This window comes from Rhizobium sp. C104, assembly GCF_022354505.1.
Lineage (GTDB): Bacteria > Pseudomonadota > Alphaproteobacteria > Rhizobiales > Rhizobiaceae > Rhizobium > Rhizobium redzepovicii.
Genome location: NZ_CP092352.1, coordinates 700,041 through 724,076, shown reverse-complemented (window position 1 = coordinate 724,076; position 24,036 = coordinate 700,041). Strand labels below are relative to the sequence as shown.

Below are 24,036 nucleotides of genomic sequence, written 5' to 3'. Positions count from 1 at the left end.
GAGCAACCCGCGATTTGCAGGCTCCGACACCCCCCAGAGCAATCAAGACTTGACGGCAACCGTATGTCTACATAATGTCTTCTAAAGAAATTATGAGGCAAGCTGAGATATGAATGCCGAAGTCGCCATTCCGGACCGCAAGTCCAGCCTCGAACTCGCACTGCGCAGGCGTATCCTGACGATGCAGCTGCCTCCGGGTGCGGTGCTTGATGAAGTGGCCTTGAGCGAGGAATTCGGGCTTTCACGTCCGCCGGTGCGCGAGCTGATGCGGCAGATGGCTGGCGAGGGCTATATCGAGCTTGAGGCGAACCGCGCCGCCCGTGTCAGCTCCATGAGCTACAACTCGCTGCGCGACTTTTTCCTGCTCGCGCCGATGATCTACATTACCGCCAACAAGCTCGCGGCCGAGAACCGGACGACTGCGGAACTGGAGGTTCTCAGAGAGATCCAGCGCGCCTTCCGGAAGGCGGTCGATGATTGCGATGTCGAGGGCCGGGTATTCTACAATGATCAGTTCCACCGCCAGATCGGCGAGATGGCTCACAATGTCTACGTCGTTCCGAGCCTGCGCCGCCTGCAGATCGACCACGCAAGGATCGGCAAGATCTTCTACCAGCACCCGAACACGCCGCGCATGCAGGAAGAACTGGAGTTGGCGTCGGCTCAGCACGACGAGATGATCGAGGTCATCGAGCGGCGTGACGCCGAGGCCTCCGGCGAGCTAGCGCGGCTCCATATCGAACTCTCCAGGCGGAACATGGCGATGTACGCCGCCCCTGAGGGACTGCAGGCGCCGACCCTCTAGGTCAGGCAATCAGACACGCAGCTCAAGACAATCCAGATCGACCTTCGGCCTAACGCAACGGGATTTCCATCAATGACCGCCTTTCCCTTTCCAGGACTCAATCTCGCAATCACCACCCCGTTCGACGATGCCGGCCGCATCGATTATGGACGGCTCGAAGTCAATGTCGAACACTATCTCGCCGCAGGCATCGACAGCTTCCTGTTCAGCTCGGGAACCGGCATGCATGTCTATCTCTCCAAACAAGAATCCGAGGAACTGGTCCGTCGCGGCGCGAAGATCGTCAATGGCCGCGCCAAGGTGATCGCCCAGGCCTCGGCGCTGCTGGTGGAAGATGTCGTCGAGCGGACCGCCCGCGCCCGCGACGCCGGCGCCGAAGGCGTCATGGTGCTTCCGCCCTTCTTCGAAGGGCCGACCGACGACCAGGGCATTCTCGATTTCTACGCCGAGGTCGCCAAGGCTGGCCTTCCGGTCATCGGCTATAACGTGCCCCAGGCGGTCGGCGTCGCCATCACGCCGGAGCTCTTGGATAAGCTGAACGACATTCCAGGCTTTTCAGCCGTCAAGGACAGCAGCGGGGATCTGGGAAAACAGGCAGCCCTCATACGCACCGGCCGCTTCGTCATGAACGGCGCCGACCCACTCGTCCCCTATGCGCTCTATGCCGGATGCGACGGCCTGATCTGGGGCGGCGCGAACTTCGCGCCGAAAACCTGCGTTGCGCTCGTTGCGGCGGCCGCTCAGCGCAAATGGGACGAGGTCCGCGCGCTCTGGAAAATCCTGGAGCCGGCCATGGGCCTGATCTGGGAGGGCGATTACGTGCAGTCCGTCTACGCAGCCGCCGAGCTGATCGGCTATGGCGCGGGCGCCCCGAGAAAGCCGCTGCGCGCCCTTGCCCCGGAAAAGCTTCCCGCTCTCCGGCACTCCCTCGAAACGCTTATGGAGCGGGAAGCGATCTGACGTGAGAGAGGCCGCAAAGAACGTCTTCGTCGCATCGAGGCTTCCCAAACGGGCGGGCCTGTCGGGATGGGTGGCGACGCTTGCGCCGCGCGCGCCGCGCCCGGCACTTTCCGAAGCGGTCAGCGTCGATGTCGCGATCATCGGCGGCGGCTTTGCCGGCCTGTCGGCGGCCCACCGCCTTTCGCGTCTCGACCCGACCGTCCGGGTCGCTGTTCTCGAAGCGGGCATTATCAGTGAAGGTCCGGCCGGCGCCAATTCCGGCTTCATCATCGACCTGCCCCACGAGGTTTCCTCCGACGATTTCAGCGGCGAGTTGGAAGGCAAGTTCCGCGACTCCGTGCTCCTGCAGCGTTCGGCCATTGCGCTCGCGACCGAACTCGCTGCCGAAAACGGCTGGGGAAGGAACTGTTCGACCCATGCGGCCGCTACAGCATCGCGATGAGCACGGAAGGCGACAAGCATCTCGAAGCCTATTCGCTGCAGCTTGGGAAAATGGGGGAAGCGCATCGCCTGCTCAAGGGGCAAGAGATCGAGGCAGTGACCGGATCGGGGGTCTTCACCTCCGCTCTGTTCTCGCCGGGCACCATCATCATCCAGCCGGCCGCCTATGTCAGAGGGGTGGCCGACTGTCTGAAGGAACCGGTGCGGCTGTTCGAGCGGACGCCGGCCCTGTCCTTCGAGCGCTCCGGCGATAGCTGGCTGGTGAAGACGCCGAAGGGATCGGTGCTGGCGGGCAAGATCATCCTCGCCAATAACGGCCATGCGGAAAGCTTCGGTTTCTTTCGCGGGCGTCTTCTGCATGTCTTTACCTATGCCTCCCTGACGGAGGAGTTCGATCCGGCAAGGCTTGGCGGCGAAAGGAAGTGGGCGGCGACCCCGGCGCTGCCGATGGGAACGACGGTGCGGCGCATCAACACCGGCGGCGGCGACCGGATCCTGGTGCGATCGCGCTACAGCTACAATCCGGGCATCGAGATCAGCGATGCCGCCATTCGCAGCGCCGGCCGTCTGCATGACAGCAAATTCGCCCGTCGTTTTCCTGGTCTCGCCGGTGTCGATATGCAGTATCGCTGGGGAGGCGCGATGGCGCTGACGCGCAACCATGTGCCGGCCTTCGGAGAAATCGAACGCGGCGTTTTCGCCGCCTGCGGCTGCAACGGCCTCGGCGCATCGAACTCCACCGCCGCCGGCATGGCCGCGGCCGAACGCGTGCTCGGGCACGATTCCGAACTCGGCCGTGTCTACAGCCGCCTGGCGGCACCGGTTTTACTGCCGCCACGGCCGCTGACGACAATCGGCGCGAAGATCCATCTCGCCTATCGCGAATGGCAGGCCGGGACGGAGTGAGGCGGAGCCGAGCCCTACGCTAAAACGTAAGCTGCACCTTACAGGCGGCCGTGCGATCGCCGGCAAGCGCGAAGGCTGCGGTGGCCTCTTCCAGCGGCAGGCTGTGGCTGATGATCGGCCGCACATCGATCTTGCGGGTTGAGATCAGCGCGACAGCGGTGGCGAACTCCTCGTGGAAGCGCTGCGTGCCGTGGATATGCAACTCCTTGCCGACGATGGCGTTGAGCGGGATCGGGATCTCTCCCGCGACCCCGACCTGCACGATCGTGCCGCGCGGCCGGATGGCCGCGATCGCACTGCGGATGGCCGGAGCGGCGGCCGAGCATTCGAAGACGAGGTCGAAATAGCCCTTGCCCGTCTCGAATTCGGCAAGTGCTGCCGCATCCCGGGAAACATTGATCGCGCGGCTGGCGCCCATCGCCTTCGCCCTCTCCAGCGCCGCGTCCGCAAGATCGGTCACCACGATCTCGGCGGCACCGTGATAGCGAGCGGCGGCAACCATCAGCGCGCCGATCGGGCCGGCACCAGTGATGAGGACGCGTTTGCCCATGATATCGCCGGCGCGTGATGCAGCGTGCAGGCAGACGGACAAGGGCTCGCTGCACGCGGCTTCCGCGGCCGTCGTCGCGGCACCCACTTCGAAGCATTGTTTGGCCGGCACGACCAGCCATTCCCGGAACATGCCCTGCTCATGCGGCAGGCGCATGGCGCTGCCCATGAAGCGCATCTCAAGGCAGTGGATCGGCAAGCCCTTCTCACAATATTCGCAATGTCTGCAGGGCTGGCTGGGATTGACCGCCACCAGCACGCCGGCTTTAAGGTCGACGCCCTCCCCCGCCTGGCTTACCGTTCCCGAGGCCTCGTGGCCTGGGATGATCGGCTCACGCACCCTGACCGGCCCAAAACCACCGTCCTGGTAATAATGCAGGTCGGAGCCGCAGATGCCTGCGGCTGCCATTTTGAGCAGCACCTCGCCTGGACCGGGGGCCGAAACGGTGTCGGTCTCGATCCTGAGATCGCCCTTCTGGTAAAGCCGTGCCAGACGTGTCTGCATCATATGCTCCTATCGCAGCAGCCCGAGCTGCTGCGGCAGCCAGAGCGACACGGCGGGGATGAAGGTAATCATAATCAGCGCCAGGAAGAGCGGCACCAGCCAGGGCAGGATCGCCATGGTGGTGCGTTCGACCGACAGTTTCGCGACCCTGGACAGCACGAAAAGCACCATGCCGAGCGGTGGATGCAACAGCCCGATCATCAGGTTCAGGGTCATGATCAGGCCGAACTGAACCGGATCGATGCCGAATTTGGCGACGATCGGCAGCAGGATCGGCACGAGGATGGTGATCGCTGCGATCGTATCCAGGAAGCAGCCGACGAAGAGCATCAGCAAGTTCACGAGGATCAGGAATACCCATTTATTGTCGGTGATCGACAGGATCGCATCCGACAGCAGCTGGGCGGCCTGGCTGACCGTCAGCAGCCATGCGAAGACCGAGGCGGCGGTGACGATGAAGAGAACCGATGCCGTCGTCTCGATCGTATCGAAGCTTGCCTTGGCGAGCGTCGAAAACGTCATGGTGCGGTAGCGTACCAGGCCGAGGAACAGCGACCAGAGCACGGCGGCAACCGCGGCCTCCGTCGGCGTGAACCAGCCCATCGTCATGCCGCCGATCAGGATGACCGGAGTCATCAGCGCCATGACGGCGGAAAAGCCGAAATACCAGTCGAGCGCCAGAAGCAAGAGAAGGGCGATGCCGGCCGCGGCATTCATCGATAGGCCGGCCCGCATCATCAGATAGATCGCCACAGGCACCATCAGGACAACGACGATTTCGATGCCAGCCGACAGCAGCTGCCTGATATCGAAGGGCGCGTCGGAGCCCCAGCGCTTCTTGTAGGCGAAGGCGGCAACGGTGATCATCATCAACAGCGTCATGACGACGCCGGGCAGGATACCGGCCATGAAAAGCGCGCCGATCGAGACGTTCGCCATCATGCCATAGATGACGAAGGGCAGCGACGGCGGGAAGATCGGCCCGAGCGTGGCAGAGGCCGCCGTCACGCCGACGGCAGCCTCGACGGGATAGCCGTGATCCTTCATCGCCTTGATCTCGATCGTGCCGATGCCGGCCGCATCGGCAAGTGCGGTGCCGGACATGCCGGAGAAGATGACGGAGCCAATGATATTGACCTGCGCCAGCCCGCCCTTCATCCAGCCGACGAGGGCGACCGCGAAGGAATAGATGCGGCCAGTCACACCCGCCGAGTTCATCAGATTGCCCGCCAGGATGAAGAAGGGAACGGCGAGCAGCGGGAAGCTTTCGACGCCGGCGATCATGCGCTGGGCGACGATAATGTCGGGCGCCACGCCGTAAAGGACGATATACAGCACGGATGCGACGGCCATCGAAATGGCGACCGGCACGCCGATCAGCATCAGCACCAGAAATGAACCAAGCAGCAGCAGCATCGGATCAACCCTCGACAGTCTGGAATTCTTCGGGGCGCTCCAGAACGGAGTAGCCGCGGCGCATATTGGCGATGAAGACGATGACCGCGCGGATCAGCATCAGCACGAAGGCGACGAGCACGGAGTAGAAGACGATGTTGCGCGGCAGCTCGACGGTAACCATCTGCTCGTCGGCGACGATATCGACATAGCGCCACATCAGGTGGCAGCCATAGGCGAAGAAGCCGATGCGGACGATGTCGACGAAAGTGGCGAGCACGCGCGCCAGCCCTGCCGGCATATAGTGATAGAACACGTCCACCTGGATATGCCGCGAGGTGCGCACGCACATGACGGCGCCTAAGAAGACGACCCCGATCAGGCAGTTGATCGCGATCTCCTCGGTCCATGCATAGCTGTCGTTCAGCACATAGCGCGTGAAGAACTGGAGGAAGACGCAGCCCGCCATCAGCCAGAAGACGATCAGCGTGATCCAGTCTTCAATGGCGTAGTCCGACATGTTCGCTGTCGGCGCGTGGCCCTCGAACTCGTGACCGATCTCCTCGGCCGTGATTGGCGTATGAATTTCTTGCGACATGATCGGCCTTTTCCGGTTGCGGAGGATGGGGCGCGGCGTGTAGGCGCGACCTTCGGTTTGTCGATAAGCCTTGTTCCTTGCTGGAGGCGTGGCCCCTCATCCGCCTGCCGGCACCGACCGGGGTCGAGCCACGGGTCTCGACCCGTCCTTCGGACCCCCGTAAACGGGGCGAAGGGGGTATGCGGCAACGTCTCCGTCCCTCGCCAACGTCTCGCAGGGCACGTCCCCTCTCCCCGTCAAAACGGGGAGAGGGTTAGGGTGAGGGGCGGCCGCAGGCGCGAACGGACCAGACCCTTACTGGATCGCGCGGATGGCTTCCCAATCGGCCTTCTCGTAGCCGAAGTCCTCGAACTTCACCTTTTCCATCACGTTCTTTTCGAAGTCTGATTTGTCGACCTCGGCAACGTTGAGACCCTTTTCCTTGAAGGTCGCGACGAGGCTGTTTTCCTTGCCGGCAATCGTCTTGGTCGTACGCTCGGCGGCCTCCTGCATCACCTCGCCGAAGATCTTCTTGTCCTCGTCGGAAAGCTTCGCCCACAGCTGTTTCGAGATCACGGTGTTGAGGTGATCGACGATATGGCCGGTCAGGATGATGTTCTTCTGGACTTCGTAGAACTTCTTCGCCTCGATCGTCGTCAGCGGATTTTCCTGCGCTTCGACCGTGCCGTTCTGCAGAGCGAGATAGACTTCGGCAAAGGCGATCGGCGTCGTGTTGGCGCCGCAGGCGCGCGGCATGGCGAGATAGGCCGGAACGTCGGGCACGCGGATCTTCAGGCCCTGCATGTCGGCGCATTTGGCAATCGGCTTGTTCGATGTCGTATGACGCGTGCCGTAATAGCTGACGGCAGCGATGTGATTGCCGGTCTTGTCTTCATAGCCTTTGGCGAGGCGCTTGAAGACATCGCTCTTGGTGTAGGCGATCAGGTGATCGGGGCCGCGGAAAATATAGGGGAAGTAAGTCACGCCGATCGGCTTGTAGTCGCGTGCGGCAAAGCTCGATCCCGAGATGATGATGTCGACCGTGCCGAGCTTGAGACCCTGATTGATGTCGGCTTCCTTGCCGAGCTGCGAGGCCGGATAGACCTCGATCTTGTAACGCCCGTCGGTGCGCTTGGCGATCTCTTCTGCAGCCCAAACGGAATCCGTGTGGAAGGGCTCGGAGGTTTCATAGACATGCGCCCATTTCAGTACCGTTTGGGCATGTGCGACCGCCGTCGTCGCCATGATCGCGGCTGCGGTGCAAAGTATCGTTGCTAGTCTGCTCTTCATCGCTCTCTCCTCCCGAGCTTGGGTTAAATCTTGTCGGTTCCTTTCGCGGGCGCCTTCTTGCGGCCACGCGCCTCCTCTCCCGAAAACTCCTCCCCGAAGCTCTCGGAAAACCTCTTCTGCGATAAGGTGAGATGGGCGCGCATGGCCGCCTTGGCGCCTGCCCCATCGCCGGCGGCGATCGCATCGCGAATGACCCGATGTTCGTCGACGGCGCTGCGCCATGTTCCCGGCCCCTCGAAGTGGCTGGCGAGCTTGGCAAAATAAGGGGTCATGCGCATGTCGAACATCTCGCCGGTCACACGGATCAGTGTCGCATTGCCGACGATGGCGGCAATGCCGGTGTGAAAGGCGCGATCGGCGGCAAGCACCGTGCTCGCATCGTTGACGCCGCCGCTCATGCGCGTCAGCGCTTCATCGAGCAGTGCGATGCCTTCCGGCCCGGCGCAGCCTGCCGCTTCTTCGGCAATGGCGCACTCGATGATGGCGCGCGCCTGCAGCAGCTCGAAGGGCCCTTCCACCGGCTCGCGCTCGTTTCCCGTCGCAGTCGCGGCATGCTGGCGCACCACGTAGATGCCGGATCCCATGCGGATATTGACGAGGCCCTCGACCTCCAGGACGATCAGCGCCTCGCGCACTGTTGGGCGCGACACCGACAGTTGCTCGGCCAGGTCGCGCTCGGCCGGCAGCCGCTGGCCGACGGCAAGTTCGCCGCGTGATATCATCAAACGAATCTGGTCCGCCACCTGCCGATAGAGGCGGCGCGATTCCACAGGTGAAAACATTTTGGCCTCCCCGGCGGTGCCTCCTCAAGCGCGCATCTGGTCAACTGGCCTGACCAATTGAGACATAGGTATCACCGTAGGGGTTGCGCGTCAATCCGCCGCATAAACGCAAAACACGAGCGTCCACAGACTGAGAAGAGTTCTGGGGTTCGGCCATTGCAGCGGCGTTTAATGCATGTCGCCGGAAAGTGTGCAGCGGTTCCCGGATAACGAGATGCATAAAAACAAAAAGCTAAGCGCGCCGCATGAATCAAGTTAACCGCGACGCGCTTTCGTATCGACGACAGGCTTCAATGCGCGGCGATCGGTGCGCGAGATGATTGATAGCGGATACCGGGAAGGTCGGGCCCGGATATGCCCGGAAGATTGTAGGCGTCGGCCGCGAAGCTTTCGAGGGCTATGCGATTGCGAACGATCACCAGGCCGCGGCTGGAATGAATGAGGCGCTCGCCTTCCAGAATATGTAAGGCATCGGTGACGCTCGATCGTCTCACGCCGAGCATGATCGCCAGATATTCGTGGGTGATCGCGATCTCTTCGCCGTCCAGGCGATCGTGGCACATCAGAATCCACTTCGCCAATCGCACGTCGATCTTGTGAACGGCATTGGAGAGCGCAGTGTGGGCGACCTGCGTGAAGAAGATATGGACGAAGTGCGAAAGCAGCGACAGGACTGCGGGTTGCTCGCGCAGGAACCCCGCCAAGGCAGCGGCTTCGACACGGCGTCCATGACCGGCGACCTGCATCGTCACCTGGAACGGCGATCGTTTCCCCTCCATGAGCAGGGTCGGCGGCGACACCCCGTCCCTGCCGACCAGGCCGACCTCCGCCCTTCTGCCCTCCGGACTCGTCGCCACCATCGAGGCGATACCGCTTTCCAGAAAGTAATAGTGACTGACCAGCATGCCGGTATGGACGAGATCGAGATCGCGCGGGAGGATGAGCGGTTCGAGAACCGTCTCCAGAGCCAGAAGCTCCGGAGCCGACAGATGCGCTAGGATGAGATTCTGGGTGTGGAGACGTCGCATGGCCCTGCCCTTTGGTTTGGCAAGAGCACACCGTCTCCCAGCCGCCAGCGCCGTGAAGTCTGCCAACGATGATGGGAATTATGGACCCCGGGCCGCCTGATTGCAAGGCGTATGACCCGGCCTCGCGTCGACGGCCGGACCGTGTCCGTCCGGCTTCTGGTCAACGAACTGGTGACGAATGCCTTCAAGCACGGCTATTCCGATATCGGCGGCGCTGTCTCCGTCATCGCGCGCAACGACTGCGGTGACATCCGCTCGCGTATCGGACAGTGGCAGGGGCCTGCCGCCGGAATTTTCATCAGACGAGAACGCCGGAAAAAGCCTGGGGATGAAGGTGGTGCGCGCGCTTGTGCAGCAGCTGGAGGGCGGAGCTTCAGATCGAAAGTCGTCGACCGGGCAGGGGTTTTGTCATCGATTGCCGAGAGATGCATAAGTACCCGCCTGACACATTGCTCTGTTGCAATTTACTCTTAATGCTATGATTTTTAACGAATAATCTTATTCTTCCCTCTCCACCGGTATTGTCAAAACCGCACAGAACCGCCCATCAATATGGCTATGCCGGCTGTTTTGACGCATAAGCTGTTCAATACCGCGATCATGAAGGCTGCTGGTATGAGCACGGGCTCCTCCCCGCAGGAGACCGTCCATGGCCGCAGCGGATCAGCGCAACAATCACAATCTGCTGTTGAAGGCCTTGCCTGCCGATGCCTTCGACATGCTGCTCGCCGCTGCGCAGGCAATCCAGCTGCCGGTGAAACATGTGCTGGTCGAGGCCGATCAGCCGATCGACCATGTGTGCTTCATCGAGGACGGTCTCGCATCGATGGTCGCTTCGAATGCCGAAGACGAGGCGGTCGAGGTCGGGCATATCGGCTACGAGGGCATGGCGGGGGCGCATATCCTCCTGAAGACAGATACGACGCCCAACCGGACCTTCATGCAGGTCGCCGGAACCGGGCTGCAGGTCTCTGTCGAGGACTTCGAACAGGTGCTGAAAGCCTTTCCCGAAATCAACGCCCTGTTCCTCAACTATGTGCATTGCTGCGACATCCAGCTGGCCCAGTCGGCCCTCGCCAACGGCCGCTACAACATGCATGAGCGGCTCGCCCGCTGGCTGCTGATGTGTCATGACCGGCTGGCCGGAAGCGACCTGCCGCTCACCCATGAATTTCTGGCGCTCATGCTCGGCGTTCGACGCTCCGGCGTAACCAACGAGCTGCATGTCATCGAAGGCCTGAGAGCCATCAAGTCGACCCGTGCCAATGTCAGGATTCTCGACCGGGAACGGCTGGAGGAGATTGCCGCCGGAAGCTATGGTGTGCCGGAACGCGAATATGAACGTCTGATCGGCCTACCGATCCGCCGGCCGGCCAAATCCGGATGATGTGAAATTAACCGGCCTGCGAACATCCGCATCCCAAACAATGAAATAGCGCAAGTCGTCTCAAGACCGCGTGGCGTATTGCTCTAATCCGAGCGCCGGACCGTCTCCACAAAGTGCACGATCAGAAGGACGCCTCCCAGTTCATCGCAGATATGGATCCGTCGCGCCGAGATGTCTTTTCCTGCAAGCACCGCCTGGCTCATCAGCGCCCTTGCATCCTGCACGGCTTCTCGTCTGGCATCGGCGAGCGTCGCCAGTTCCGAACCTTCCAAATCGACTACCACCGGGGCGTCCGACACGACGTTGAAATAAAACCTCGGGATGCGCTGCCTCACCGTCGCAGAATCAATGCCATAACGCGTGGCGCGCTTCCTCAGAAAAGAGCCCGCCTGTTACTCGGACAGCAACACTATCAGCGTCCTTCCCATCCGGGAAACCGATCAATGGCAATAACCGTTTCGGCTCGCAGACGCACCATCGTCGCCCGCAGTTGGAAGGGTTCCCGGATAATATCTTCCCAACAGTCGTCATCGGCTCCGGCGATCGATGTCATCGAAGCGCGGATCGTATGAAGCAGACGAAGGAGGATCGGGCGCGGATCGGGGGCGCCGTCGCAGAGTTTCCTGAAGTTCATCGACGATCTGTCTGAGAGCGATCTGCCGTTCCGGAAAGCTCAGACCGGAGGAACAGACCGAGAGGGAGGCTCGGAGAATTCTATCCATCCTGACGCTCTGACTGGCCCGCTTTCGCGGCTGGGCGCGAGACCGTTGGCCCATCCACGTGCATGTGGCGCATCAGGCCAGCGAGTTTATGCGGATTGCGAATGCCGCATTCGAACCAGGAGACAAGTTCCCGCGCAACATGTTGCGCTGCCGGACTGCCGATCCCGCATGATTTTTCCCGGCACCACTGCCTCAGCACTGCACTCAACATGGTTATGTCTTCAGGCTGCAGCGCCGGCTTCGTAATTCCCGAATGCTGGGTCATCCGCATTCCTCCCCAGTATGTAAGGAGATCCTAATCTTCGGATTTTCGATTTCAACTACGAGTACGGAAGCGTACCAATGCCGGCTTCCGTTCGATCCTTCCGCCGAGATGGTGGAACCGACGCGGCCGGATCAGGGCCGGCGAACCGCTTAACGCGCCAGATGCCTGCCGATCAGACGCCGGTATTCCTCCTCGGCAGACCGGATCCGTGCGCCTCTTCGATCAGTCCCCGCCGGTTGAGAATGGCGATCTGCCGCCGGTTCGCCGATTGGAAACCGCCGAGCACAACGGCGGCGCCGGTCATGCACTCGCGACCGACGATCCCCACTTCAATGTCGCGGCCGCCCGGAAATCTTGCCACGATCGAGGCAAGACCTGCCTCAAGCAGGTAAACGTCGCTAACCGGGGTATTCTCCGTTTCCAGGACCAAAGGACGTCCAGAGCGACAGGCTCCAGGTGAAGCAACAGAAGCTCGCGCTCTTGCGGCCCCATCGCGCATAAGAGTTCATTCCGGAAATTCAATTGCTCGTCGTCCATGTCAGTCCGCGCATCGATGTCGTTGTGGGCGAACCTAACCATCTAGAATCATTGAGCGTACAGAGGTACTTGGCGGCTTCTGCCCGCCAAGAATTTCCGTAGACGCCGGCAAACTCAGTTGATGAGCTTTGCGAACAGGCAGATCGGAGCCTGCCCGCAACTCATATGCCGGCATACCATTCGTAGCCGCGATCTTCCCAGAAGCCGCCATTGCCGCCATAAAGCCGACCGAGATCGGCCACCGCCTCAATGCGCGTCAGATATTTCGCCTGCTTGTAGCCGAGCTGCCGCTCGACCCTGAGCCTCAGCGGCGCTCCATGCGCCACTTCCAGGTCGCGGCCATTCATCGAATAGGCAAGGATCGTCTGCGGATGAAGCGCATCGACCAGATCGATGCTCTCATAATACCAGCCGCTGCCATCCAGCGTCTTTTCGTATTCGTCGGCGCAATGAAACACGATATAGCGCGCCTCGGGCTTCAGCCCGACCGATTGCAGCAAGGCGCCGAGCGGCAGGCCGATCCATTTGCCGATAGCGCTCCAGCCTTCGACGCAGTCGTGGCGGGTGATCTGGGTACGCGACGGCATCGCCTTCAGCTGCGCCAGCGAGAACTGCGACGGCTTTTCGACGAGACCGCCGACATCCAGTCTCCAGGTCGAGAACTGCCGGCTCATCCAGTCGAGATATTGCGGGTTATCGGGCATGCTGGTGCCGTTGGAGCGAAAGACCGGGGAGAGGTCCGTCTCGCTGAATTCGCGGGCCAGCGCGTTGTCGCCAAGCAGCAAGCGCTGCGTCTTCACGCTGAAGCCTTCGGCGATCTTCAACACCGACTTCGTCCGCTCGCTCTCGACCACTGCGTCGCAGCCGCTCAATCCCAATGCGGAGGCGGTGAGGGTCGAGCCGATCAGGAAGCGGCGGCGGGTGATCAGGCGGCTCATCATTCGTCTCCCTGTTCGATAGCGTAATAGCCGGTGATCATCGAGCGCAGATTGTTGAAGACACCCGACAGGATCACCATGGCGACATGCACCACAACGAAGGCGACGAGCGAGAAGGCGGTGAGGAAATGCAGGGTGCGGGCCGATTGCCGGCCGCCGAAGACATCGAGCAGCCAGGGCGCCACCGCGTTGAAGCCCGGCGACATGGTGAGACCCGTCGCAACCATCAGCGGCAACAGCAAAAAGATCACCGCAAGATAGGTCAGCTTCTGCAAAGTGTTGTAGTGGCGTGCCTCGGCTCCTTTCGGAAAACGCAGCCGGGCATGGCTGGCGACCTCATGCCCAAGATGGGCGAGCGTCAGTTCCTTGCCTTCAGGGGCGAGATCCCGGCGGAAATGCCGGCTGATCAGCCCATAGAGAAGATAGACGGAGCCGTTGAGAACGAAGAGCCAGGCGAAGAAGAAATGCCAGCGCCGGCCAGCCGATAGATCCTGGTAGCTTGGAAGCGTGAGCCAGCTTGGAAAACCTCTTGCTGTCGCCTCGCCATCGACATCCGAAAGACCGAGCACGCCTGTCGTATCGAAGGTGAGCGAACCGACATGCGTCAGCCCCTTCGCCTGGTCGCCGCCCTCGACGGCTTCCATGGCGATGAAGGACGGGTCGTTGTCGGCACCGTACTGGCCCCAATAGAGCGCCGGATGCGCATTGAATATCTGCAGACCGCTGAACAGCAGCACGGTGAGGCAGAACACATTCACCCAATGCGACAGGCGCACGGCAAGGCTGTGGCGGTAGATAAGCGTGCGGCCGGTTTTCGTGCCGGCATCGATCGTCGCCATGATGGTTCTCCGAAAGTCAGACGTTTCGAAAAGAGGGGACGCGGCCGCAGCAATCAAAAGTGCTACAGCGTCCTTTGCGCGTCTAAAAAGACGCGCGGCGCTGTAGAAAAGTTTCAGCGGCCGCGCAGACGCGAACGCTACTTCATCGCGTCGCAGGCCTTCATCATATCGGTCTTTTTCATCGCATCCTTTTCCATGCCGGCCTTGTGCATGCAGTCCGTCTTGGTGCCCGACATCTTCATGGCATCCTTCGACATGGCGCTGCTCTGCATCGTGTCCTTCTTCATCGTGTCCTTTTTCATCGTATCGGACTTCATGGCGTCTTCAGCCGAAGCGGCGCCGGCGAGCGAAAGACCGACGATGAAGGTGCAGGCTGCAAGGCTGGAAAAAAGCTTGGTCATGGAACTCTCCCGAAATGGATTTTCGTGTCCGCCGGCGGCCTGCCGATGGCTCACATTTGGCTATTCGGGGGAGCGTCGGGATGCGTTACAGCCTCACGCGCTTGTGATAGAGCTGTGATACCAACATTGTTTTCATCTTCCCTGTAACCGATCGGCAGCTTCCATCGAATGAAGTCTCTGACAGCATGACAACCGCCCATTCGGAAGAAGCCCTGAAAGCATTAATGCTTCTGTCCCTTGACGGGGACGAGGCGGCCTATCGGCGTTTGCTGGCGGCTTTGCGCCTGCTGCTTGTCGGTTATTACAGCCGCAGAATGGCGGCGGCGGCGAAAGCGGATATGGAAGACCTGGTTCAGGAGACATTGCTGGCGCTGCATTCGCGCCGATCCACCTATGACCGGGAAAGGCCATTCACGGCCTGGTTCTTCTCGATCGCCCGCTACAAGCTGATCGACCATCATCGCGGCCGCGGCGGACGCAGGCTCGCCGAGACCGAGCTTGGCGAGGAGATCGAAAGCGACTTCAGCGAGGATGCGCTGACGGCCAGCATGGATGTCGAGCGGTTGCTCCACGGGCTGTCACCGAGACAACGTGAGCTGATCCGGCAGGTGAAATTGGAGGGCCAGTCGGTCGCCGACACCGCAAGCCGCACGGGCCAGTCCGAATCGGCGGTGAAGGTCGGCATCCACCGGGCGCTGAAGGCGCTGGCAGAGAGAATGCGAGGCACATCGTGACAAAAACGGACGACCTCATCGAACGCCTGGCAGGTGACTTGAAGCCGGTGCCGAGCGATGCGCTGCGCCGCCGCTTCGCGCTCGGCATCGTGCCGGCGCTCGGGCTCTCCCTGCTGCTGATGCTGACCATTCTCGGTCCGCGGGTCGATATATCAGACGTGCTGATGCTGCCGGTCTTCTGGATCAAATCGGCCTATAATGCGCTGATTGCAGTCGTGGCGCTCCTCGCCGTCTATCGGCTTTCCCGCCCTGACGGTTCCGAGGGCCGTTTTTTCGATTTGCTTGCCTTAATCTTCGCCGCCATGGCGGCAGTCGCTGCCATCCAACTGATGATGGCTCCAACCGAGGCTTATCCGGTGCTGATCTTCGGCTCTTCGGCGCTCCATTGCCCGCTGCTGATCCTCGGCTTTGCCCTACCCGTCTATGCCGGCGCCGTCTGGGCGCTGCGCCAGGCGGCGCCAACCGATCTGCGGCTGACGGGCTTCGTCGCCGGCATTGCCGCGGGGGCCGCGGGCGCCTGGGTCTATTCGTGGTTCTGCACCGAGAACGGCATGCCCTTCGTGTTGATCTGGTATTCGCTGGGCATCCTGCTCACTGGCGCGCTCGGCGCCGTCACCGGCCCTCGCCTCCTCCGCTGGTAGATCCTTCGGTGCCGCCGGGCCTGAAAAGCCTTGCATAGAACGGGTCCTCTTGCGTCGATCGGGGGCATTGTTGTCGCGCGTTAGCGCGTCATTGCGCCGCCAGCGGCCAATAGATCGTCCGGCGTACCGACATCACGCTTCATCTTTGCATGGCGCGCCGCTGAGCGACCAGCCGGATCGGCATGTCGCTGTCGGAGCCCCGGCTGCCGTTCTCCACGCCCACCGTGCTTCTGTCGCCGTCCAACTGAAATTGATTGACCAGATGCCGCAGGCGGCCCGCCTCGGAGGACAGAGAGGCGGCGGCGGCCGTCGACTGCTCGACCATTGCCGCATTTTGCTGGGTCGCCTGGTCCATATGATTGACGGCGGTGTTGATCTCGGCAAGTCCGGTCGATTGCTCGCGCGCCGAGGTGGCAATCGCATCCATGAGCTGGTTTATCTGTATGACGTGCTCACCAATCGCTTTCAGCGACGTACCGGTTTCGAGAACCAGTTTGACGCCATTTTTGACGTCCGTCGAGGACTTCTGAATGAAGCCTTTGATCTCCTTGGCTGCTTGAGCAGCGCGTTGAGCAAGCTCACGGACTTCTTGTGCGACCACGGCAAAACCTTTGCCCGCCTCACCCGCACGGGCAGCTTCAACGCCGGCGTTGAGCGCCAGGAGGTTGGTCTGGAAGGCAATCTCATCGATCGCACCAATAATGTTCGATATCTGCTCCGAACTATCCTCGATGCGTCGCATGGCCTGTTCCGCCTCTGCTACGACAGTTGCCGACCGCTGAGCGCTGATATCGGCCTCCAGGGCCACATTGCGTGCCTCGTCGGTGCGTTTGGACGCCATCGTCACATTCGAGGTGATTTCGTCCAGGGCTGCGGCCGTCTCCTCGAGAGAGGCTGCTTGCTGTTCGGTACGTTTGGAAAGGTCCTGCGCAGCGGATGCGATCTCGCCGCTACCGCTATCTATGCTGTGTACCGTCTGGAGCACCGCCCCGATCGTCGTGCCCAATTGCCGGAGCGACGCGTTGAAGTCTTCGCGCAAGGTCTCGTATTCGGCGGCAAATTGATCCGAAAGCTGGAAGGATATGTCGCCTGCCGCAAGCCGTCGAAGGCCTCCACCCAAGGTCGTGGTTGCGAAGCGCAATTGTTCGGCCTCGCGTTCGGCGCGTTGCTGGGCTGCCGCGCGCACTGCCTCACTTTCGCTGCGGGAGAGAGCAGCTTCCTTCTCAAGCCTGACGACATTGAGAGCATTCTGGCGGAAGACTTCGACAGCACCGGCCATTTCCCCAACTTCGTCGGCGCGGCCGGCACCGGGTATGGCGCTATCAAGGTCACCGTTCGACAAACGCCTCATGGCCGATGCGATGCTTCGGATCGGGTTGGCGATGCCGAATACTGCAAAGGCGATACCAGCCATGGCGATGAGCACTGCCAGCGCTGCGATTGCGGCCGTCAACATGAAAGCGGACGTCGCGGAACCGTCGCTCGCGGCAACGAAGCCTTCGGCCTGGCCGAGAATGAAAGCAACCAGATCGCTGACGCCCTTATCCACTAGCACGGATTGCGGTTCCATATTCTCCTTGAAGAAGCGAGCCGCGTCGGATGCCTTGTCACTATTTTGCAGCGCAATCATCTGCTCTGCCAGCCCGCTATACTTGTCCAGTTCAGGCTTGATCTGATTGATCAGTTCGCGCCCGCGCTCGGTGCGGACACCCTTTTCGTATTCCGCAACAACTTTCTCAACCGCGGCCCGAGCGGTATCGATTTTCTGTTGTCCGGCCTTCAGTTCCTCCGCCGTATCTTCCAGGAGATACTGAGCGTAGACCAGTTTCAGATCGAGGAAGTTATCCTTGATCTCGCGCGCGGTCACAAGCCGGTGCATCCAGAAGGTCCCGATCTGCTCGGTATTGGCACGAAGCGTAGAAATCGTGCTCAGTGAGATGTAGGACAGACAAACCATGAAAAGGCTGATGATCGACAGCTTCACGATCAGGGCTTGCTTGATGCTCGGGCGCTTCATGCGGGTCTCCTCGAAGAGCTGGGACGACTGGCTTGCCGGTTGATGCAAAATCTCGCACCAGATTCAATAATTTAGTATTAACTAAACAATGGGCCCTGTTCGGTTTGCGGAAATCTTTTGCGCGGACAGTTACTTCCGCGTTCAATTCACGACGTCACGACCTCAAGTTACTGGAATCCCGCAGAAAAACAGCCATCGCGAGCAAAAATAACCCATGCTGAATCCTCTCGATACGATCGGGTGCTTGCGACGCGGTGTTGAGCAGAGATAATGGACCTATGCAGCAATCGGACAATCACCCTGCCGGAATTGAAATCGCGCTCTGGCAATATTCCAACAACGAACGCCACTGGAATTGCTGGATGGAGTCGCTTTCACAGGAGGAACGGGATCGGGCGGCGACCTACCGGTTCGAAGGAGATCGCGCCTCGTTCATGGCCGGCCGCTACCTCCTGCGACGGCTGTTGAGCTTATCTATCGGGACAGCGCCAGGCGAGCTGGTCTTGTCTGCGGACAAGGACGGCAAGCTGAGGCTCGATGGTCGTGATGCGCCGCAATTCAGCCTCGCCAATGCTGACGGGCTGGTGACGGTCGCTGTCGCTTCAGGATGTGATCACGTCGGAATAGACTGCGAACGCATCGACGTCGAGATCGAAGAGGCGGCGGTGGCTAGCTATTGCAGCGGGGACGAACGACGCTGGCTCGCGGAATTGTCTGCCCGCGAACGCGCGCAAGCGGCTGTCGCGCTCTGGACGCTCAAGGAGAGCCATCTGAAGGCGCTGGGCGTCGGGCTGCGCGAGGATCCTCGCAATATCGCTTTTGCCTGGAAGGATGGCGTCCCCGTCATGGTCGGCGGCGATCGCGATCGGCGATGGCACCACCGTCTCATCGAAAGCGGCAGCCGGCACGTCGTGGCGCTGGCTGCCTGCTCTCAATCCGGGCTCCCCGGCATTTCGACACGGATATTTCAGGACGACAGCATCCCGTCCGAATAGCCGGCTCTGAGCTGGTGCGGCATTGCGGACGCCGTCTCCGTTGCCCAGGCCAATTGCGCATTGTCCGGTTCCGCGTCGAAATGCTGCCGGCCGAGCAGCGTATTGACGATCGTCGCGCTGCGCCAAGCCATCAGGCTGAGCTGAGAGTCGGCGATACCGTGCGAGTATCGACCTGCATTCTGCGCCAGCAGCCGGTTTGCCCGCGGGCCTGTCCATTGCATCGTGTAATCGTCGTTGAGCATGGGATAGCCGTTTCTGTCGAGCGTTATCCGTTCACCCAGCGACGCGAGCGCATCCGGCAATCGGAACCGGTAGCCGGTTGCCAGCACCACCGCATCCGCATGCATCACCTCGATCCCGCCGTCGAATTGATTTCTGACGATGAGCCGATAGGCATTGCCGTTCCGTTCCATCTGGATCACGTCGCGGCTCGGCGACAGAGATGCGTTCAGCGTGCTCGGCTCGAGATAACGCAGCGCGTAGAGACGGCGGTAGATCGAATGAATCGTCGAAATCGACAGGCCGTCGCTGGTCAGGATCGAATTCTTCAAGGCTGCCTGCTTCTGTTCGCCGCCGAGCTTCAGATAGGCCTGCACATATTCAGGCGAAAAGACCTGGTTTGAAAACGGCGTGTCGTTGATCGGCTCGAAATTGTGTCGTCGGCTGATCCATGTAAGCTCTTTCATCGAACTCGGGTCCGCAAGCAAGGCTTCGACGACCTCGCCGCCGCTCTGGCCGCCGCCAACGACGACGATGCGGCCAGCACGCAGATCGGTGATACGCGATTTCGCCTCGCTGTTATGGAAGCAATCGGCACCCAGGAAGGGTTTTGCCCAGTCGGGCACGAAGGGCGAAGATCCCGTGCCGATCACCAGGTTCTTCGCTTCCTCCTGGCCGTTGTCGAAACGCAGGACGAAACGGTCGTCGCGGTGCTCGACATCGCGAATGTCAGTCCCAAAACGCAAACCCTCCACGCCCTTGGCGACCCAGGCGAGATAACGTGCGAATTCCTGCCGCGGAACGGCGTCATAATTGGCGTTGAGGAAGGCATAGAGCCTCTTATGCGCCACCAGATAGGAAACGAACGACCAGCGGCTGGTCGGCAGGACCGGCGTGACGAGGTCCTTCAGGAAGGACGATTGCAACTCGACGCCGGGCATCATCATGCCGGGATGCCAGTCGAATGCGTCCCGCCGCTCGAAGAAGCGGCTGCGAACTTCGGGCACCGATTCCAGCAGGCAGGCAAGGCTCAGATTGGAGGGTCCGATGCCGATGCCGGCAAGATCGAGCGGCTCGTTGACGGCATCCCTGCGGGTAAAAGCGACGGTCATGCGAAATCCTTCTCTGTTTCCTTGAGACGCAGGGCAAGCCTTGAATGGAAGGCGGGAGACCCGATCATGTGCAGATGGTTGGTGCCGGTGATGATTTCGGCCGCATGCGCCCGCGGCGACAGGCGGCGCCAGTCAATCAGGTTAAGGCCGCGATTGAGGCTGTCGTCGGCTGCCCAGGGATAGATCGGCACATCGTGAGGGACGAGCCGATGCTTGCGGAAGATCAGGGCATTGTCGATCAGCACCCAGAACGTATGCTCGCGGCTGCTGATGTCAGGCCCGTCGGTCGGAAGCGGATCCTTCTCGTCGCCGACGAAACGCAGGAACTGATCGTAGGTATCCGCGTCCATCGTCGACAACAGCCGGTCCCATTCGGGGCGCATCGCCGTTTTCTGCAGCCATGCCTGCACGTCCCGATGCAGCGCGTCGCGCTCGCCCGGCCGGAACCTCGGCTTGCCGCCGATCGCGAATTCAGAGCCGAGGTCGCAAACATCGACCATCGCCATCATCCTGACGTCGACCTCGTTGCCGAGCGTCCGGGCCGCCTCGTAGGCCAGAAGCCCGCCCCAGGACCAGCCGAGGAAGGTGCAAGGCGCGCCTTTGCTGTGGGTCCTGATATGATCGACATAGCTCTCGATGATCTCTTCGATCGGCGCGCCGACTTCCTTCTTTTCGGACAGCGAATGGCAAATGAAGCCGGTCGCCGGCTGGTCGGCGCCGAGATAATCGACCAGCTTCACATATTCGCGGGTGCTGACGAGAAGCCCCGGGAAGCAATAGAGCCGCGGCTTGGCGCCGGAAGCGCGCAGCACGATCACCTGCGACAGATCGCGTTCGGTCCCCTGCTCCATCACGCCGGCAAAGGCGCGGATGGTCGGATTATTGAAGATATCGGCGACGGTGAGCGGCGTTTTCGGCCGGCGCTGCCTGAGCTGCGAAAGAATGCGGATCGCGCCCAGCGAATTGCCGCCGATCGTGAAGAAATTATCCTCGACACTGATCGCTTCCAGCTTCAGAACCTGGCGCCAGACATCCAGTACCTCCTCTTCGAGTGTGGTCGCCGGCTCGACGATTTCGCGCCGGACCGGCTGGGGTGCGGGCAGCGCGAAGCGGTCGAGTTTGCTGTTCGGATTGGTCGGCATCTTTTCCAGTTCGACCACCGCCGCCGGCACCATGTAGGAAGGCAGGCTGCGTTCGAGGCCGGCGCGGACGGTCTCGACGTTCAACGTCTCGTCCTTCTTCGGAACGACATAGGCGACCAGCGCCTTCTCGCCGGCATCGTCATCGCGCAGCACGACCAGCGCTTCACCGACGCCGGGCTGCTGGAGGAGGGCCGCTTCGATCTCGCCGAGCTCGATGCGGTATCCCCGCAGTTTCACCTGATGGTCGACGCGGCCGACGAATTCGACGGTTCCGTCCTCACGCCAACGCGTCAGGTCGCCGGAGCGATAGAGCCGGCCGCCCTCCTTGGAGAATGGGTCGGGAATGAAGCGATCGGCCGTCGTATCCGGCTTGCCGAGATAACCGCGCGCAATGCCCTCGCCGCCGATGTAGAGTTCGCCGGTGACGCCGATCGGGCAAAGATTGAGATCGGGATCGAGCACATAGACGCGCCGCAGCCCGACGGCGCGGCCGAGCGGCGCATAGACGCCCTGGAACTTCGTACCGGCCCTCACCTTCCAGACCATCGGCGTCATGATGGTTTCTGTGGGACCGTAACCGTTGATCAGCCATTCCGCCTTCAGTGCCCGCGACAGAAGATCGAAGGTCGGTTGTGCAAGCCCCTCGCCGCCGAACGAGTAAAGCCGCATCGGCGGCGCCCCGTCGGTGATGTCAGCCCACTCCGCCAGCTGCTGCAGATAGGTTGTGGGAATGCTGGCATTGTTGGCGCCATGCTTGCGCATCGCCGTCAATGTCTCTTCCGGCGTCCAGAGCGGCTGATCGGGAAGGATGATGCTGCCGCCCTCCATCAACGGGTTCATCCACCGCTCATGGCCGCCATCCGAGCTGAAGGGCAGGAACGGCAGCTCACGAGATTCCGAGCTCATGCCGTAGACTCGCGAGGTGTTTTGCAGATGGTGCGTCAGCGGCCCGTGTTCGACGGCGACGCCCTTCGGCAATCCGGTCGAGCCCGACGTGTACATGACATAGGCGAGCTGATCCTTGTGCGTGGGACTATAGAGCGGCGTATCCGGCTCGCCGTCGAGGTCGATCTTGTCGAGTTCGAGAATAATGGCGTCGAGTTCTTCCGGCAGCCGATGGCGCAGCCAGCTATGGGTTAGGACGATCTTGACGCCCCCGTCGCGCAGGATGTGGTGGTTGCGTACCGGCGGGTGGTCGGGCTCGACGGGAATATAGGCGCCGCCGGCCTTCAGCGTTGCGAGAATGCCGACGATCGCCTCCGGCGAGCGCTTGATGAAGATGGCGACCGTCACCTCGGCGCGAACGCCGAGCTGCCGCAGCCGATGCCCGAGGCGGTTGGTGTTTGCTTCCAGCCAGCCATGGCTCCATTCCTCGTCACCGTAGACGATCGCGGTCTTCTCAGGCGTGCGGCGCGAATGGGCTGCGATCAGCTCATGCACCGGCCTGTCGTCGTTGACGGCATCATCCTCGTAAGGCGCCGACAGCCAGTCCAGCTCTTCGCTCCCCACCAGTTCGATATCCTTGATCCTCACATTCGGCTGGGCGACCATCTGTTCGAGTAGGAGGCCGAAATGCCTGGCGATGCGGGCAACCAGGGCGCCGTCATAAAGATCCTGCGCGTAGTCGATCAGCGCGGATGCGCCGCCCGAATGCGCCTCGACCACCAGGGAAAGCTCGCTGTCGGCGCGGGCGCCCGGCGGCTCCAGATTTGTGGCGTGGCTGGGCACCGCATAGCGTCCGCGGAATTCGAACAGCGCCTTGACCACGGCTTCCTGGGCGGCGGCTTCGTCGACGACCAGTTCCTGGGTGATGCGTTCCAGCGGCAGGAGCCGGCGTTGCCCCTCTTCGCTCGCCGACGAGATCGCCGCTATGATATCGTCGAGAGAATGTCTCGAGGTCAGCGACAGGATGATCGGGAGCACCTGCTCGGCACGGCCGCGGCTGGCAAAATGCTCCTTATGTGGCCGCGCAACGAGAAGGCCGGTCAGCAAAGCGTAGTTGCCGCTGTAGCGGGCCAGCAGGGCGCAGAAGGCGGCGTGAAGCACGCGCTCGACCGGAACGCCCTTCCCCGCCGCATCCCGTTCGAGTTTGCTCCAGAGGTCGGCCTCGATCGAAAATCGGTGCTGCGCGCGCGCCACGCCTGCCAGCCCGCCGCTGTTGAAGCGGGTGGGAAAAGTCGAGGCCGCATAGTCGAGACCGATGGTGTCGCGCCAATAGGCAAGCGCTTCCCGCGCTTCGTCCGTCTCCAGCCAATCGGCCTCCCGCGTCCCGGCCGAGATTTCCAGCGGATGCATGTCGCCAATGGGCTCGCCATCGAGAATTCGCGCCAGCGACCTGGCAAGAACGGATTTTTCGTGGTCGTCGCAGACAATCGGATGCAGCACGATCGTCAGCAGCGACTGCCCCTGGGCAAGCCGGATGATCTGGATGCGTGCACCGGGCTCCTCTAGCAGATCGAAGCGCTCGTCGCGGAAGGCTTTCCTTGCCGCCGACGCATCCGGCTCGGAAAGGGCCGCGCCGTCTCTGCCGAGGATCTCGATCGGCACCGCGCTCGATGCGCCGCGATATTGCTCGATCCGGCCGCCCGCCAGCCGGCGGAAGCGGCTAGCAAGCGACGCATTTTGCGCCATGAGCGCCCGGCAGGCGCCGACAATCATCTCGAGGTCGGTTGGCGGGCTCAAACGCAGCCCGATGATCTGGTCGGGAAAGACGGTGTAATTGCCGATCTGCTCCAGTGACCAGATGCGCTTCTGCGCGATCGTCAGCGGAAAGCTCTCGAAGACCGCATCCATTGCAGCATCGGTCGGGGAAGCATCGGCGAAATTTGTGATTTGCTTGTTCATCTTGG

The 24,036-nt window shown here is 61.5% G+C and carries 21 protein-coding genes and 1 pseudogene; 7 read left to right on the top strand and 15 right to left on the bottom strand.

Annotation, left to right across the window (positions count from 1 at the left end; genetic code table 11):
* Positions 1-109: 109 nt before the first annotated feature.
* From MF410_RS31535 to MF410_RS31525, 3 genes and pseudogenes are all read left to right on the top strand, one after another.
* Entirely contained in the window at positions 110-805 is a 696-nt protein-coding gene (locus MF410_RS31535) for a GntR family transcriptional regulator (protein WP_097624319.1), read from the top strand.
* Between the two features lie 72 nt (positions 806-877).
* Positions 878-1,765: a dihydrodipicolinate synthase family protein gene (locus MF410_RS31530; protein ID WP_239620865.1), complete on the top strand. Its 888-nt coding sequence runs from the start codon at positions 878-880 to the stop codon at positions 1,763-1,765.
* Position 1,766: 1 nt separating this feature from the next.
* A pseudogene (locus tag MF410_RS31525) lies at positions 1,767-3,112 on the top strand (FAD-binding oxidoreductase).
* A gap of 19 nt (positions 3,113-3,131) precedes the next feature.
* Here MF410_RS31525 and MF410_RS31520 read toward each other — a convergent pair.
* From MF410_RS31520 to MF410_RS31495, 6 genes are all read right to left on the bottom strand, one after another.
* Positions 3,132-4,166, bottom strand: a complete 1,035-nt coding sequence (locus tag MF410_RS31520) for an L-idonate 5-dehydrogenase (RefSeq protein ID WP_097624496.1) — start codon at positions 4,164-4,166, stop codon at positions 3,132-3,134.
* Positions 4,167-4,175: 9 nt separating this feature from the next.
* Positions 4,176-5,582, bottom strand: coding sequence for a TRAP transporter large permease (locus tag MF410_RS31515; RefSeq protein WP_222148691.1), 1,407 nt, complete (start codon positions 5,580-5,582; stop codon positions 4,176-4,178).
* A 4-nt stretch (positions 5,583-5,586) separates the two neighbouring features.
* Positions 5,587-6,159, bottom strand: a complete 573-nt coding sequence (locus tag MF410_RS31510; protein ID WP_003592221.1) for a TRAP transporter small permease — start codon at positions 6,157-6,159, stop codon at positions 5,587-5,589.
* 294 nt (positions 6,160-6,453) lie between these two features.
* A complete protein-coding gene (locus MF410_RS31505) occupies positions 6,454-7,428 on the bottom strand; it encodes a sialic acid TRAP transporter substrate-binding protein SiaP (protein WP_097624315.1) in 975 nt (324 codons plus the stop codon).
* A 23-nt stretch (positions 7,429-7,451) separates the two neighbouring features.
* On the bottom strand, positions 7,452-8,210 hold the full coding sequence (locus MF410_RS31500) for a FadR/GntR family transcriptional regulator (RefSeq protein WP_183781530.1): 759 nt from the start codon (positions 8,208-8,210) through the stop codon (positions 7,452-7,454).
* A gap of 290 nt (positions 8,211-8,500) precedes the next feature.
* On the bottom strand, positions 8,501-9,238 hold the full coding sequence (locus MF410_RS31495) for a Crp/Fnr family transcriptional regulator (protein WP_097624313.1): 738 nt from the start codon (positions 9,236-9,238) through the stop codon (positions 8,501-8,503).
* A 649-nt stretch (positions 9,239-9,887) separates the two neighbouring features.
* On the opposite strand from MF410_RS31495, the gene MF410_RS31490 reads away from it, so the two are divergent.
* Positions 9,888-10,625, top strand: a complete 738-nt coding sequence (locus tag MF410_RS31490) for a Crp/Fnr family transcriptional regulator (protein WP_097624311.1) — start codon at positions 9,888-9,890, stop codon at positions 10,623-10,625.
* Positions 10,626-10,708: 83 nt separating this feature from the next.
* Here the strand turns inward: MF410_RS31490 and MF410_RS31485 are convergent, their stop codons facing one another.
* The 6 genes from MF410_RS31485 to MF410_RS31460 form a co-directional block, all read right to left on the bottom strand.
* Positions 10,709-10,960 carry a hypothetical protein gene (locus MF410_RS31485; protein ID WP_239620864.1) on the bottom strand — a complete coding sequence of 84 codons (252 nt, stop codon included), beginning with the start codon at positions 10,958-10,960 and terminating at the stop codon, positions 10,709-10,711.
* Between the two features lie 379 nt (positions 10,961-11,339).
* Positions 11,340-11,612, bottom strand: coding sequence for a hypothetical protein (locus tag MF410_RS31480; protein WP_183781533.1), 273 nt, complete (start codon positions 11,610-11,612; stop codon positions 11,340-11,342).
* A 172-nt stretch (positions 11,613-11,784) separates the two neighbouring features.
* Entirely contained in the window at positions 11,785-12,042 is a 258-nt protein-coding gene (locus tag MF410_RS31475) for a hypothetical protein (RefSeq protein WP_239620863.1), read from the bottom strand.
* A 268-nt stretch (positions 12,043-12,310) separates the two neighbouring features.
* Positions 12,311-13,087 carry a molybdopterin-binding protein gene (locus MF410_RS31470; protein ID WP_183781536.1) on the bottom strand — a complete coding sequence of 259 codons (777 nt, stop codon included), beginning with the start codon at positions 13,085-13,087 and terminating at the stop codon, positions 12,311-12,313.
* Positions 13,087-13,926, bottom strand: a complete 840-nt coding sequence (locus MF410_RS31465) for a cytochrome b/b6 domain-containing protein (protein WP_097624307.1) — start codon at positions 13,924-13,926, stop codon at positions 13,087-13,089. The genes MF410_RS31470 and MF410_RS31465 overlap by 1 nt, the downstream gene beginning before the upstream one ends.
* 137 nt (positions 13,927-14,063) lie before the next feature.
* Positions 14,064-14,327, bottom strand: a complete 264-nt coding sequence (locus tag MF410_RS31460; RefSeq protein WP_131710622.1) for a pentapeptide MXKDX repeat protein — start codon at positions 14,325-14,327, stop codon at positions 14,064-14,066.
* 185 nt (positions 14,328-14,512) lie between these two features.
* Here MF410_RS31460 and MF410_RS31455 point away from each other — a divergent pair, with 185 nt between their 5' ends.
* Complete coding sequence (locus tag MF410_RS31455; protein ID WP_131710621.1) at positions 14,513-15,061, top strand: sigma-70 family RNA polymerase sigma factor; 549 nt, start codon at positions 14,513-14,515, stop codon at positions 15,059-15,061.
* The gene (locus tag MF410_RS31450; protein WP_097624304.1) at positions 15,058-15,702 is read left to right on the top strand and encodes an NrsF family protein; all 645 of its coding nucleotides are present in this window, start codon (positions 15,058-15,060) and stop codon (positions 15,700-15,702) included. Before MF410_RS31455 ends, MF410_RS31450 begins: the two co-directional genes overlap by 4 nt.
* Before the next feature lie 139 nt (positions 15,703-15,841).
* Here MF410_RS31450 and MF410_RS31445 read toward each other — a convergent pair whose 3' ends face one another.
* Complete coding sequence (locus MF410_RS31445) at positions 15,842-17,719, bottom strand: HAMP domain-containing methyl-accepting chemotaxis protein (RefSeq protein ID WP_183854281.1); 1,878 nt, start codon at positions 17,717-17,719, stop codon at positions 15,842-15,844.
* Between the two features lie 278 nt (positions 17,720-17,997).
* Between MF410_RS31445 and MF410_RS31440 the strand changes: the two genes are divergently transcribed.
* On the top strand, positions 17,998-18,714 hold the full coding sequence (locus MF410_RS31440) for a 4'-phosphopantetheinyl transferase superfamily protein (RefSeq protein WP_222148693.1): 717 nt from the start codon (positions 17,998-18,000) through the stop codon (positions 18,712-18,714).
* On the opposite strand, the gene MF410_RS31435 is transcribed toward MF410_RS31440, so the two are convergent.
* A complete protein-coding gene (locus tag MF410_RS31435; RefSeq protein WP_222148694.1) occupies positions 18,687-20,045 on the bottom strand; it encodes a SidA/IucD/PvdA family monooxygenase in 1,359 nt (452 codons plus the stop codon). The two genes, MF410_RS31440 and MF410_RS31435, sit on opposite strands and share 28 nt — an antisense overlap.
* Complete coding sequence (locus MF410_RS31430) at positions 20,042-24,031, bottom strand: amino acid adenylation domain-containing protein (protein ID WP_239620861.1); 3,990 nt, start codon at positions 24,029-24,031, stop codon at positions 20,042-20,044. Before MF410_RS31430 ends, MF410_RS31435 begins: the two co-directional genes overlap by 4 nt.
* Positions 24,032-24,036: the final 5 nt, after the last annotated feature.